Genomic DNA, 12,026 nt, shown 5'->3' with positions numbered 1-12,026 from the left:
GCCGCCCCGCGGGGGCGGCGGGTGATCAGCGGGTCTCGCCGACCTCGCAGTCGTCCTTGTCGCTCTGCTTGTTCGCCAGGACGACGCTGCCGTTGTCCTCGCTCTTGCCGTGGACGAAGACGCGCGGCTCCTTGTCGCCGCCCCCGCGCAGGAACTCCGTCGTCCACTCGCAGAGGGAGACGGCGGGCTTGGAGTTCTCGTCGCCCTCCTCCAGGTCGGTGTAGACCCGCAGGAAGTCTCCGGTGCGCTGGACGTCCTTGACGTACTTGGAGACCTTCTTCTCCGGATCCTTGGTCTGGAGATAGGGCATGACGTCGACGGTCTCGTCCGGCCCGCCGGCGGGGTCGGTCGCCTGCGGCGACGCGGCGGCGGAGGGCCTGGCCTTCTGGGCCGCGACCGCCGCCTGCGGCCCCTTCTTCGCCTCCCCGGTGGCCGCGAAGCCCGCCGCGGCCGCCACCGCGATGAGCGCGACGGTGGCGGTGCCCGTGCCGGCCGCGACCAGCCTGCGCCTGCCTGATTTCGTGAGCGACGACCTGATCAGCCGGTTCCATCGAACACTGAACTCGGACGGCGGCTTGGAGTGCTTTCCACGGCCGTGCCTAGGTGAAGCGTTGGTCACGGCCAGTACTTTACTAACTTTTGGGTCATCGCAGCCCGCGACTCGCGGACTGCGACCCCTTCATCACGCCCCGGTGTCGGGCAGGCTCGCGTCAAGGCAGGCTTGCGATCAGCTCGGCCACCGCCCTGCGGCGCCCGGTGAAGAAGGGGATCTCCTCGCGGACGTGCCGGCGGGCCGTGGAGCCGCGCAGATGGCGCATCAGGTCGACGATGCGGTGCAGCTCGTCGGCCTCGAACGCCAGGATCCACTCGTAGTCGCCCAGCGCGAACGAGGAGACCGTGTTGGCCCGCACGTCCGGGTAGCCGCGGGCCATCTTGCCGTGCTCGGCGAGCATGCCGCGGCGCTCCTCGTCCGGCAGCAGGTACCACTCGTACGACCGCACGAACGGGTACACGCACACGTGCGCGCGAGGCTCCTCGTCGGCCAGGAACGCCGGGATGTGGCTCTTGTTGAACTCGGCGGGCCGGTGCAGTGCCATCTGCGACCACACGGGCTCGCTGGCGCGGCCCAGCGCGGTGCGGCGGAACCGGGAGTAGATCTCCTGGAGGTCCTCCGAAGTGGACGCGTGCCACCAGAACATGTAGTCGGCGTCGGCGCGCAGGCCCGCGACGTCGTAAAGACCGCGCGTTGTCACGTCCTTCTGCGCGGCCTGGTCGAGAAGGTCCTGCACCTCGCCGGCGTGCTGCTCCCCCACCTCGCCCGGGTTCTTCACCCGGAACACCGACCACATCGTGTAGCGGATGACCTGGTTAAGGTCGCGCGCCTTGGGCTTGCTCGCCTTGTCCGTGTCCGTCGCTGCCATCACTCAACTCCTCCAGATACTCCTGCACCCGGGTCGCCGCAGCGCGAGCGCTGGCGATGCAGGCCGGGATGCCCAATCCGTCGTACGCCGCGCCCGCCACGGCCAGCCCGGGTTGCTTCGCCACGGCGGCGCGGATGCGCGCCACCCGGTCGACGTGGCCCACGTTGTATTGCGGGAGGCCTCCGCCCCAGCGCGTGACCCGGCTGTCCACGGGGAGCTCCGAGACCCCGCACGTGGCGGCCAGTTCCGTCATGGCCACGGCCTTCAGCTCGTCGTCGCCGCGCTGGAGGGTGTGCTCCTCCCCGTACCGGCCGATGGAACATCGTACGGCGATGACCCCCGGTTCCCGGTCGCGCAGGTGCGGCCACTTGACGGAGCTGAAGGTGACGGCCTTGACCTCGCGTCCCTCGACCGACGGCACCAGGTAGCCGCTGCCGCGCGGGAGCCTTGGGAACGCGCTCGCGCGGTAGGCGAGGGTGACGATGGCCATGCTGGCGTAGTCGATGCGGGCCAGCTCGCGGGCGGCAGCCGGTACGTCCTCGGCGAGCAGCCGCGAGGCGGGCGCGGCGGGCACCGCCACCACGACGGCGTCCGCGTCCAGGGTCTCGGGTGCGCGCGCAGGGCCGAGGGTCAGCCTCCAGCCTTCGGAACGGCGCCGCAGCTCCCGCACCATCACGCTGGTACGGATGGTTCCGCCGGCCTCGGCGATGTCGTCGGAAACCAGCAGGGGCAGGCGTCCCAGACCGTCCGGCAGGGTGGCGAAGACGGGGCCGGCGGCGGCCGGGGCGGCCTCCCTCATCCCCCGGACCGCGCTGATCAGCGACCGGTGCGTGCGGGCGGCGGCGGCCACGGCCGGCAGCGTCGCCTCGAACGACAGCTCCTCGGCGCGTCCCGCGTACACCCCGCCCAGGAGGGGCTCCACCAGCCGGTCCACGACCTCGCGGCCCATGCGGGCGCCGATGAAGTCCGCCACCGAGACGTCGGCGCCGCGCGGCGTCTCCCGCAGGACGAGATCGAGCGGCACCCGGGCCAGCCCCGCCGGGGAGAGCACCTGGGAGGCCGCCAGCGCGCGCAGGTCGGACGGAACGCCCATGACCTGACCCGCGGGCAGCCTCCGCAGCGCCCCGTGGCTCAGGATCGCCGAGGACGTCGTGCCGGGATGCCGCAGCTCGTCCGACCGGCCCAGGTCGCGGACCAGGTCCAGGCCCTCGGGACGGCGCGCAAGCATGGCCTCGGCGCCCTCGTCCACCGGCAGCCCGCCGATCTCGCTCACCCGCAGCTTGCCGCCGATGCGCGGGGAGCCCTCCAGGACGGTCACGCGGGCCCCGCCGCGGGCGAGAAGCCGCGCCGCGGCGAGGCCCGCGATGCCCGCCCCGACGACCACGACATGGGAGCTGCTCATGCCCTCAACGATCCCAGATACCCGGCCCGCACCCGTCAACGCCCCCGCCCGGCGTGCCGGGCGTGACCCGGCCGCGCCCGCTTCGTGGCCGTTTCGCGACCCGCCCTCCGGAACGGTGATCCACGCCACACCGTCGAAGGGCCATGTGGACCGCGAGAACCGTCAAACAGGCCACGTGCGCGCTCATCGTCCTGCTGCTGGCAGGGACCCTCGCCGCCTGCAGCGGAGGAGGCGCGAACGACGCCTCCAGCCGGGCCGGACAACCGGCCCCGCTCCGGGCCGAGGGCGGGACCACCCGCGACTCCACCGGCGACCGCACCCCCGGCGGCGGCTCCGGCACCGGCGCCAGTGCCGGGGATCCCAAGAACCGGCAGGCCGCGCAGCAACCCCTGCCCTCCGGGCGCTCCGTCGTCTACACCGCCGACCTGCGGGTGCGCGTGAAGAACACCGACCAGGCCGCCGCCGGCGCCAAGCAGATGGCCGTCTCGGCTGGCGGGTACGTCGAGAACGAGTCGTCGGCCACCGCGCCCGCCGGCGCCACGCTGTCCCTGAAGATCCCCGCCGACCGGTTCGACGGCGTCCTGGACGGCCTCACCACCCGGCTCGGGAAGAAGCTGTCGCTGCGCCGGCAGGCCGAGGACGTGACCCGGGAGGTCGCCGACGTCGACAGCAGGGTGCGGTCGGCGGAGGCGGCGCTGGTCTCGTTCCGCAAGCTGCTGGACCGCGCGAACACCGTCGGCGAGGTGATCAACGTCGAGGAGGAGATCGCGCGCCGGCAGTCCGAACTGGAGGCGCTCCAGGCCCGGCAGAAGGCGCTGCAGCACAGCACGCGGTACGCCACCGTGTCGATCACGCTGGAGGAGCCCGCCGTCGCCACCGAGACGCCCGAGCGCGAGGGCGGCTTCATCGGCGGTCTCAAGAACGGCTGGCACGACTTCACCGCCTTCATGTCCGGGCTCGCGGAGGCCGTGGGCTGGCTGCTGCCCTTCCTGGTGACGGCCGCCGCGATCGGCTGGCCCGCGCTGATCGTCTGGCGCCGGACCAAGGACCGGCGGGCCGCGCAAGGCCCCCGGCCCGCACCCGCCCCGCACGCCCCGGACACCCCTGCTCCGGTCCCGGCGAGCGTCGCCGCGGAGCCGTCCGAGGCCGCGGAACCCGAGCCGGACGCCCGGAAACCGTCCGAGTAGGCCCCGGGAGAGGTCAGCCGGCGCTCGCCTCGTGGACCAGGTCCGCGAGGCGGGCCAGCACATCGGGGTCGGTGGACGGCAGCACGCCGTGCCCGAGATTGAACACATGGCCCTCGGCCGTACGGCCCCGCGCCAGCACGTCGCGCGCCCGGCGCTCCACGACCTCCCAGGGGGCGAACAGGAGCGCCGGGTCGAGGTTGCCCTGCAGCGCCTTCCCCGGCCCGACCCGCAGCGCCGCCTCGTCCAGCGGCACCCGCCAGTCGACGCCCACCACGTCGGCGCCCGCCTCGCCCATCAGCCCGAGCAGCTCGCCCGTACCGACGCCGAAGTGGATCCGCGGCACGCCCAGCGGCTCGATCTCGGCGAAGATCCGGCTCGTGTGCGGCAGCACCGCGGCCCGGTAGTCCTCCGGCGCGACCGCGCCCACCCAGGAGTCGAAGACCTGGACGGCGCTCGCCCCCGCCGCGACCTGCACCTTCAGGAAAGCGATCGTGATGTCGGCCAGCCGCTCCATCAGCTCGGCCCACAGCTCAGGCCGGCCGTACATCAGGGCCTTGGTGTGGTCGTGGTTCTTGGACGGGCCGCCCTCGATCAGGTACGAGGCGAGGGTGAACGGCCCGCCCGCGAAGCCGATCAGCGGGGTGCCGCCCAGCTCGTCCACCAGCCCGCGGACCGCCTCTGTGACGTACGGCACGTCGCCGGGCTCCAGCGGGCGCAGCCGGGCCGCGTCCGCCGCGTCCCGGATCGGGTCGGCGATCACCGGCCCGACGCCCGGCTCGATGTCCAGGTCGATGCCGATCGCGCGCAGCGGCACCATGATGTCGCTGAAGAAGATCGCCGCGTCCACCGCGTACCGCCGCACCGGCTGCATCGTGATCTCCACGATCAGGTCGGGCCGGGCGCACGCCTCCAGCATCGCCACGCCCTCGCGGGCCTTGAGGTACTCGGGCAGCGAGCGGCCGGCCTGGCGCATGAACCAGACGGGGGTGTGCGGAACCGGCTCCCGGCGGCACGCCTTCAGGAAGGCGCTCTCCCGGAGCCCGGGGGTGTCCTGCGGAACATCAGCGTCGACGGTCACCCCTCGATGGTCCCACGGCCGCGCCGGAGATCGGCACCGAGGTGAGCCGGGCGCCGCCGGGCGGGACGCCGTTGAAGTTCCGGACACGCCGAGCGAAGTCCCGCATTCTGTCACCCGCACGTGCGAACGTGATCCGTGTCATAGCCGAGGGAGGTCCCCCTTGTACTGTTCCACCTGCGGCGACGAGCGCGAATTCGAGCAGCCGCCCTGCCGGGACGGGCACGGTGCGGACTGTCCCGAGCGGGCCTGCACCGCGTGCGGCTCGGCCGTCCTGGTCGAGCCCCCGACACCCGGGCCGGCCCGGTCCGCCTCGCCGCGCGGGACGGGCCCGGGCGGGTCCGACGGCCCGCGCACTCCGGCATCCGACTTGCCCGGCCGCGGCCGGGCAGCGGCCCAGCGGGCCGTGGCCTGACCGGCCCGGCCCCCGAAACGAAACCACCTGTGCTGTGCCTGCATCCCCACCGACCACGCCCGTCACCAGTCCCCCCGGACCGGCGTCGCCGCAGCGTGCCCCCGGCACGTCCTGCGCGCACCGCCCGGCGGCGGCCCACACCCGTCCACCGGCCGGTACGGCCATGAGCCCGGCGGCCCCGACCCCGCCCCCCGGCTCGCCGGAGGAGCACGACGGCAACGGCGACGGCCCCCAGGTCCCCGCGCCGTTCCAACGCGCCGTCGAGACCCTGCAGTCGTTCCTGGAGGGCCCGCCGCTGCGGCCCGAGCTCGACCTGGAGGAGATGCCCGCCCCGCAGCGGCTGGCGCCGTACGCGGCCGCGATCTCCGGCAGCGTCTACCGCGACGACGACTCCGAGATCGCCATGGGCCGGCTGATCGTGCTGTACGACCCCGAGGGCCGCAGCGGCTGGACCGGCGGTTTCCGGATCGTGGCCTACATCCGGGCCGATCTGGAGCCGGAGATCGCCGCCGACGAGCTGATCGGCTCGGTCGCCTGGAGCTGGCTGCTGGAGGCCCTGGAACCGGCCGGGTACGCGGGCGAGTCCGGCACGATCACCCGCGCCGTCTCCGAGAGCTTCGGCGACAAGAGCGACGAGCCGTCCACCACCGAGTTGGAGCTGCGCGCCTCGTGGTCGCCCACCCGCGACGACCTGGCCGGGCACATCGCCGCCTGGTGCGAGGTGATGTGCACCACGGCCGGGCTGCCGCCCACCGGCGTCAGCCCGCTGCCGGACCATCCCGGCGGCGGGACCGGCTGAGCGACGTACGGTAGGGGGCGTGGGAAGCACAGCGTCCGAGACCGAGGCGACCGGCGCAGGCGCGAAAGCGCCCGGCCCGCAGGCCGTCCGGCCCGTATCAGCGTCCGAGGAGTCCGCCACGACAGCCCAGCCCACCGACCCCGGGGAGGCGCCGGAGCCCGGGGAACCCGCGCCGCAGAGACCCCGGGCCGAGGAGCCGCCCGCCCCGGTGCCGCTGCTGGAACCGCGCGAGGGCGTGCCGCCCGTGGTCGCCGACGCCGCGGATTTGGAACGTGTCATCGCCGCGTTCACCGCGGGCACCGGCCCGGTCGCGGTCGACGCCGAACGCGCCTCCGGCTACCGGTACGGCCAGCGCGCCTACCTGATCCAGCTGCGCCGCGCCGGGGCGGGCACGGCCCTGATCGACCCGATCGCCTGCCCCGACCTGACCCCCCTGGACGAGGCGCTGGCGGGCGCCGAGATGATCCTGCACGCCGCCAACCAGGACCTGCCGTGCCTGGCCGAGGTCGGCCTGGTGCCGCGGCGGCTGTTCGACACCGAACTGGCCGGCCGGCTGCTGGGCTACCCGCGGGTGGGGCTGGGCTCGATGGTGGAGAACATCCTCGGCTTCACGCTGGAGAAGGGCCATTCGGCGGCCGACTGGTCCACCCGCCCGCTGCCGGACGACTGGCTGCGGTACGCGGCCCTGGACGTCGAACTGCTGGTCGAACTGCGGGACGCGCTGGACGGCCTGCTGAAGGAGGCCGGCAAGCTGGAGTGGGCGCTGGAGGAGTTCGCGGCGATCCTGGCCACGCCGCCGCGCACGCCGCGTCCCGACCCCTGGCGCCGCACGTCCGGCATCCACCGGGTGCGCAACCGGCGGGCGCTGGCGGTGGTCCGGGAGGTGTGGGAGACCCGCGACCGGATCGCCCAGGAGCGCGACCTGTCCCCCGGCCGGGTGCTGCAGGACGCCGCGATCGTCGAGCTGGCCCTCAGCACCCCCAAGAACCCCGCCGAGCTGCAGGGCCTGGCGTCGCTGCGCGGCCGCGGCGCCCGTCGCCACCAGGCCGCCTGGCTCCGCGCGGTGTCACGCGCCCGTGGGCTGCCCGACGGCGCGCTGCCCCAGGCCAACCTGCCCGGTGACGGCCCGCCGCCCGCGCACCGCTGGCCGGAACGCGACCCGGAGGCCGCCAAGCGCCTCAACGCCGCGCGAACGGTGGTCGCCGCGCTCGCCGACGAGCACACGATGCCCAGCGAGAACCTCCTCCAGCCCGACTACGTGCGCCGTCTCGCCTGGACGCCCCCTGACGAGAGCACGTCCGAGGCGATCAGCGCGGCACTGCTCTCGTTGGGCGCCCGCGCCTGGCAGGTCGGCGTCGTCGCCACCCCCCTGGCCAAGGCGCTGCTCCGGCTGGAGAGCAAGGGCGACATCTGACGCCCTCGCACGCACAAGACGACGGCGCCCCAGGACATGACGTCCCGGGGCGCCGTCGTCTCACAGCCTCGCTCAGTAGGCGGTCTTACCGCCCATCGCAAGGGCGAGCTTGCGGTACGGCTCGGCCTCGGCCGGGCGGCTCTGGCGCTCCAGCGTTCGGGCCAGGGCCTCGTGCGCCCAGGCGTTGCACGGCTCGAGCTCCAGCAGCCGGCGGAAGGCCGACTCCGCGCGGGTGAGCTGCGCGGAATGGAAGTAGGAACGGGCGAGCAGCTCGATGACGGCGTGGTTGCCGGGCTGCGCGTCCGCCAGGGGCTCCAGGATCCGCGCCGCCTCGGCCGGGTCGCGCAGGTCGAAGTACAGGCGGGCCCTCTCGTAGGTCTCGTAGTGCCGCTGCATCGTCATGCCCCGCGCAACCACGGCCGTCGCCCGTCTATTCCGGGACCGTCACAGGTCGGGGAGCGGGTCGCGGGGCAGGCTGTCGCGGGCGAAGATCTCCGCGTCGGCGGCGTTCACGACCGGCACGTACTCGTCGTCGACCTCGAAGAACGCGCCCGCGAACTCGAAGGAGGCGCCGTCGCCGCTCTCCACCGGGCCGATCCGGGTGCCGCGCGGGTAGCTGCCCCACACGCTCCTGGGCCTGGACCTGCTGAGCGACCCGGTGGAGATCACGGCGATCCGCTCGTCGGTCACGACGAAGATGAAACCGGAGCCGCCCCCGTACGTCATCGCGGGGAAGATGTAGCGGATCTCCCCCTCGATGCCGAGGAATTCGCGGCACCGGTCGCGCAGCGGGCGTGGCACCGGCATGACGGCGGGAACCTCCACGGGACGAGCGGCGTCGACGTTCCCAATCATGCACCGGTTCCTCAGACCGTGGCCAGGGCCATGGTCGGCGACAGCCGCGCGGCCCGCATCGCCGGGTAGAGGCCCGCGACGGTGCCGATCGCCAGCGTCGCGGCCAGCGCCCCGCCCAGCGCCCACGGCGGCACGACCGGGGGCCAGCCGCGGTACAGCGCGAACGCGACCGTCACGCCCGCCCCTAGGACGACCCCGGCCGCGCCGCCCAGCGCCGACAGCAGCAGCGACTCGGCCAGGAACTGCACCCGCACCTGGCCGCGAGTGGCCCCGAGCGAGCGCCGCAGCCCGATCTCGCGGCGCCGCTCCAGCACCGAGATCACCATCGTGTTGGCCACGCCGACCCCGCCGACCAGCAGCGCGACCGCGCCCAGCCCGAGCAGCAGGTTGGTGAACGCCCCGGCCGCCGCGGCCTTGGCCTCCAGCGCGTCAGAGGGCCGGCTGACCTCCACCTCCTCGGGATTCTCCGGGCTGACGGTACGGGCGAGCACCGCCCGGACGTCCTCGACCGAGGCGTCGGTGGACCGCTCGTACAGGGTGGTGGGGTGGCCGTCGAAGCCCAGGTACGTCCGCGCGGCGTCCCAGCCGACGAGCGCCGACCGGTCCACCTCGGGCGCCAGCTCGGCGGTGCCGAGGACGCCGAGCACGGTGAACCAGCGGCCGCCGATCCACACCTGCCCGCCGGCCCGGTCGAAGCCGAGCCGCCGCGCCGCCTCCGCGCCCAGCACCACCCCGGGGTAGCGGCCGGTGCCGGCGTTCAGCCAGGTGCCGTGCCGCACGGTCACGTCCAGGGTCTTGAGCAGGTCGGTGGACGCGGCCTGCACGCCGATCCCGTGGGTGATCTCTTGCGGGATGCGGTCGGTGCGCCGGACCGACGCGTCGACCGTGCCGGTGGCGCCCACCGCGGTGACCGGCCCGATCCGGGCGACCATGCCCGGCGCGGTCTCGGGCAGCTGGGCCTCCTCGCCGAAGAGGGTGTCGCCGGGCTTGGCGGTCAGCAGGTTGGTGCCCAGCCGGTCCAGGCGCCGCAGCAGGTCCTCCTTGCTGGAGGAGGAGATCCCGATGACGGCGACCATGGTGGCGATCCCGATGGCGATGCCGAGCGCCGACAGCACGACCCGGGTGGGCCGGGCGCGCAGCCCGCTGAGCCCGACCCGCAGCACGTCCCGGGCACTCAGCCGGGCCGGTGCCAGGGCGGTCATCGGATCCCCGCCCCCTCGATCAGGCCGTCCCGGACCCGGACGCGGCGCGGCGCCCGCCCCGCCACGTCCAGATCATGGGTGATGATCGCGACGGTGGTGCCGGTGCCGTGCAGGTCGTCCAGCAGCTCCAGGACCTCGGCGCCGGAGGCGGTGTCCAGATTCCCGGTGGGCTCGTCGGCCAGCAGCAGGTCGGGTTCGCCCACGACGGCGCGGGCGACCGCGACCCGCTGCTGCTCGCCGCCCGACATCTGGTTCGGCCGGTGCCCGGTCCGGTGGCCGAGGCCGACCCGCTCCAGCGCCGCCCGCGCCCGCTCCCGGCGCTCGCGCAGGCCCGCGCCGCCGTACAGGATCCCGTCGGCCACGTTGTCGAGGGCGCTCACGCCCACGGCCAGGTGGAACTGCTGGAACACGAACCCGACGTGCCTGGCCCGCAACGCCGACAGTTCCCGGTCCGACAGCTCGGCGACCTCGTACCCGGCGATGCGGACGCTGCCCTCGCTGGGCCGGTCCAGCGTCCCGATCATGTGCAGCAGGGTGGACTTGCCCGAACCGGACGGGCCCACGATCGCGGTCATCTCGCCGCGCCCGATCACCAGGTCCACACCCCGCAGCGCCTCCACGCCGCCGGGGTAGCGCTTGGCGACCCCGGTCAGCTCCACGATCGGCGGTCGCTCACTCACCGGACGGCACCCCGACCTTCATGCCCTGGGCCAGCCCGGTCCCGCTGATCTCGACCCGGCCGCCGCCGAACATCCCGGTGGTGACGGGAACGACCCGCTTGGCCGCGCCCTCGACGACCTCCACGCCGAAACCGCCCTCGCGCAGCGCCAGCAGCGCCTCGATCGGCACCGACAGCACGTCCTCGCGCCGCTCGCTCTCCAGCTCCACGGTCACCGGCGCCTGGTCGAGCCGTCCGGCGTCCTTGTCGAGCGTGATCTCCACGTCGACCGTGGTCTTGGGGTTCTGCTCGGTCCCCGTGGACTCCGCGACCGTGCCCACGGACGCGATCCGCCCCGGCACGACCTTCCCGCCCGGCAGCTCCACCGACACCTTCGCGCCCTTGACCGCCATGTCCTGCTTGTCGGCCTCCAGATCCACATGAACGATCCGCCGCGTACTGGCCACCGTCAGAACCGCCTGCCCCGGACCGGCCTGCTTGCCCTCCGGCGTCTTCACCTCCTGCACGCGCACCGCACCGGGCAGGAACACGACCTGACCGGAATCGACCTTGCCCGTCACGTCCAGCCCCCGGTCGTCCTGCCACTCCCGGACAGCCGCGTCGGTGGCCCCGGTGAACTCCTTGTCAACGACCAGGTCGTCGTAACCGAGGGCCTTCAGATTGGCCTCCAAGGCCCTCACATCCGCCCCCTCCGAGCCGGACTGCAGCGCCCGGTACATCGGCGCGCCCCCGTACATCAGCGTGACGGGCTTGCCCTTCACCCGCACCAGGGGCTCTCCCCGCTCAATGGACGCCCCCTGACTCGGAGCCCACGTGACCACCCCCGAGGCCCCAGCCCAGACCGACTGCTCCTTGTCGTAGGTAAGGGTGCCCTCGACCTTCTCGGTGTCGACCAGGTCACCTCTGGTAACAGACGCCGTGGACAGCTTCACCCCGCCAGTGGCCTGCGCCTCACCACCGTCCCCGGCCAGGACGAACGCGGCGCCACTCCCCGCCACGGCGGTCACAGCCACGCCCACGACCAGCACACGCTTCACCGGCCCCTCCCCGGAAGGTGCTGACCGCACAACTCGCGAGCCTTCTCCAACTGCGCCCGGTCGACTTTCCCCATCGCACCCACAAGTCCGTCCCCACTGGGATCGGGGATGTCGATGCCGTTACTGCGCGCGCACTGCGCGAACTTGACCATCTGGTCCTTGACCTTGGGGTCGTTCAAATCCGGCAGCTTCCCGCTCGCCTCCAGGTAGGGACTGCACTTCTCCATCGCCGCCTGCAGCTTGCTCCGGTCGACCCCCTTCCTGATCTCCATCCGGAAGTTCCCGCCCCCCGGCTTGGGGTCGGGCACGTCGATGCCGTTCTGCCGCATGCACTGGGCGAACTTCAGCTGCGCGTCCTCAGGACTGAGCGACCGCGACGGCGAAGCCGACGCCTGTGCCGCCACGGCCTTCCCCGCACTCGCCACCCCGCTCCCCTGCTGCTCGCCCCCGCACCCCGAGACCCCGAACACCAACGGAACGGCCAGCCCCAGGACCCATACACGAATCCCCATGTCGTCCTCTCCACCGAAGGCACCACAC

Annotated in this window: 14 protein-coding genes; 4 read left to right on the top strand and 10 right to left on the bottom strand. The window is 73.6% G+C overall.

Annotated elements, in window-relative coordinates; genetic code table 11:
* Positions 1 to 25: 25 nt before the first annotated feature.
* The 3 genes from ABD340_RS13840 to hemG form a co-directional block, all read right to left on the bottom strand.
* On the bottom strand, positions 26 to 619 hold the full coding sequence (locus ABD340_RS13840) for a hypothetical protein (RefSeq protein ID WP_344589313.1): 594 nt from the start codon (positions 617 to 619) through the stop codon (positions 26 to 28).
* A 91-nt stretch (positions 620 to 710) separates the two neighbouring features.
* On the bottom strand, positions 711 to 1,421 hold the full coding sequence (gene hemQ / locus ABD340_RS13835; RefSeq protein WP_344589312.1) for a hydrogen peroxide-dependent heme synthase: 711 nt from the start codon (positions 1,419 to 1,421) through the stop codon (positions 711 to 713).
* A complete protein-coding gene (gene hemG / locus ABD340_RS13830; RefSeq protein WP_344589310.1) occupies positions 1,369 to 2,862 on the bottom strand; it encodes a protoporphyrinogen oxidase in 1,494 nt (497 codons plus the stop codon). Before hemG ends, hemQ begins: the two co-directional genes overlap by 53 nt.
* Positions 2,863 to 2,966: 104 nt before the next feature.
* On the opposite strand from hemG, the gene ABD340_RS13825 reads away from it, so the two are divergent.
* Positions 2,967 to 4,010: a DUF4349 domain-containing protein gene (locus ABD340_RS13825; protein WP_344589309.1), complete on the top strand. Its 1,044-nt coding sequence runs from the start codon at positions 2,967 to 2,969 to the stop codon at positions 4,008 to 4,010.
* A gap of 13 nt (positions 4,011 to 4,023) precedes the next feature.
* Here ABD340_RS13825 and hemE read toward each other — a convergent pair whose 3' ends face one another.
* A complete protein-coding gene (hemE, locus tag ABD340_RS13820) occupies positions 4,024 to 5,088 on the bottom strand; it encodes a uroporphyrinogen decarboxylase (protein ID WP_344589308.1) in 1,065 nt (354 codons plus the stop codon).
* Between the two features lie 160 nt (positions 5,089 to 5,248).
* Here hemE and ABD340_RS13815 point away from each other — a divergent pair, with 160 nt between their 5' ends.
* The 3 genes from ABD340_RS13815 to ABD340_RS13805 all read left to right on the top strand — a co-directional run bounded on the left by ABD340_RS13815 (position 5,249) and on the right by ABD340_RS13805 (position 7,713).
* Positions 5,249 to 5,500, top strand: a complete 252-nt coding sequence (locus tag ABD340_RS13815; protein ID WP_344589307.1) for a hypothetical protein — start codon at positions 5,249 to 5,251, stop codon at positions 5,498 to 5,500.
* Positions 5,501 to 5,663: 163 nt separating this feature from the next.
* Entirely contained in the window at positions 5,664 to 6,299 is a 636-nt protein-coding gene (locus ABD340_RS13810) for a DUF3000 domain-containing protein (protein WP_344589305.1), read from the top strand.
* A 208-nt stretch (positions 6,300 to 6,507) separates the two neighbouring features.
* On the top strand, positions 6,508 to 7,713 hold the full coding sequence (locus ABD340_RS13805) for a ribonuclease D (RefSeq protein WP_344589614.1): 1,206 nt from the start codon (positions 6,508 to 6,510) through the stop codon (positions 7,711 to 7,713).
* Between the two features lie 72 nt (positions 7,714 to 7,785).
* Here ABD340_RS13805 and ABD340_RS13800 read toward each other — a convergent pair whose 3' ends face one another.
* The 6 genes from ABD340_RS13800 to ABD340_RS13775 are packed head-to-tail and all read right to left on the bottom strand — an operon-like array spanning position 7,786 to position 11,998.
* Entirely contained in the window at positions 7,786 to 8,115 is a 330-nt protein-coding gene (locus tag ABD340_RS13800) for a tetratricopeptide repeat protein (RefSeq protein ID WP_425547343.1), read from the bottom strand.
* A gap of 42 nt (positions 8,116 to 8,157) precedes the next feature.
* On the bottom strand, positions 8,158 to 8,568 hold the full coding sequence (locus ABD340_RS13795) for a hypothetical protein (RefSeq protein ID WP_344589304.1): 411 nt from the start codon (positions 8,566 to 8,568) through the stop codon (positions 8,158 to 8,160).
* Positions 8,569 to 8,579: 11 nt separating this feature from the next.
* Positions 8,580 to 9,770 (bottom strand): ABC transporter permease, encoded by a 1,191-nt coding sequence (locus tag ABD340_RS13790; protein WP_344589303.1) that lies wholly within the window; start codon positions 9,768 to 9,770, stop codon positions 8,580 to 8,582.
* Positions 9,767 to 10,450 carry an ABC transporter ATP-binding protein gene (locus tag ABD340_RS13785; RefSeq protein ID WP_344589302.1) on the bottom strand — a complete coding sequence of 228 codons (684 nt, stop codon included), beginning with the start codon at positions 10,448 to 10,450 and terminating at the stop codon, positions 9,767 to 9,769. Before ABD340_RS13785 ends, ABD340_RS13790 begins: the two co-directional genes overlap by 4 nt.
* Positions 10,443 to 11,486 carry a peptidoglycan-binding protein gene (locus ABD340_RS13780; RefSeq protein WP_344589301.1) on the bottom strand — a complete coding sequence of 348 codons (1,044 nt, stop codon included), beginning with the start codon at positions 11,484 to 11,486 and terminating at the stop codon, positions 10,443 to 10,445. Before ABD340_RS13780 ends, ABD340_RS13785 begins: the two co-directional genes overlap by 8 nt.
* On the bottom strand, positions 11,483 to 11,998 hold the full coding sequence (locus tag ABD340_RS13775) for a hypothetical protein (RefSeq protein ID WP_344589300.1): 516 nt from the start codon (positions 11,996 to 11,998) through the stop codon (positions 11,483 to 11,485). The genes ABD340_RS13780 and ABD340_RS13775 overlap by 4 nt, the downstream gene beginning before the upstream one ends.
* Positions 11,999 to 12,026: the final 28 nt, after the last annotated feature.

The organism is Actinomadura vinacea, from assembly GCF_039532545.1.
Lineage (GTDB): Bacteria > Actinomycetota > Actinomycetes > Streptosporangiales > Streptosporangiaceae > Spirillospora > Spirillospora vinacea.
The sequence above is the reverse complement of the archived record's forward strand: the minus strand, read 5'-3'. Positions and strand labels throughout refer to the sequence as shown.

Bases quoted from the DNA above. Each gene is read 5' to 3' on its own strand.
- hemQ (WP_344589312.1), bottom strand. From the start codon at position 1,421: ATGGCAGCGACGGACACGGACAAGGCGAGCAAGCCCAAGGCGCGCGAC.
- ABD340_RS13825 (WP_344589309.1), top strand. From the start codon at position 2,967: ATGTGGACCGCGAGAACCGTCAAACAGGCCACGTGCGCGCTCATCGTC.
- ABD340_RS13810 (WP_344589305.1), top strand. From the start codon at position 5,664: ATGAGCCCGGCGGCCCCGACCCCGCCCCCCGGCTCGCCGGAGGAGCAC.
- ABD340_RS13800 (WP_425547343.1), bottom strand. From the start codon at position 8,115: ATGACGATGCAGCGGCACTACGAGACCTACGAGAGGGCCCGCCTGTAC.
- ABD340_RS13795 (WP_344589304.1), bottom strand. From the start codon at position 8,568: ATGATTGGGAACGTCGACGCCGCTCGTCCCGTGGAGGTTCCCGCCGTC.
- ABD340_RS13790 (WP_344589303.1), bottom strand. From the start codon at position 9,770: ATGACCGCCCTGGCACCGGCCCGGCTGAGTGCCCGGGACGTGCTGCGG.
- ABD340_RS13775 (WP_344589300.1), bottom strand. From the start codon at position 11,998: ATGGGGATTCGTGTATGGGTCCTGGGGCTGGCCGTTCCGTTGGTGTTC.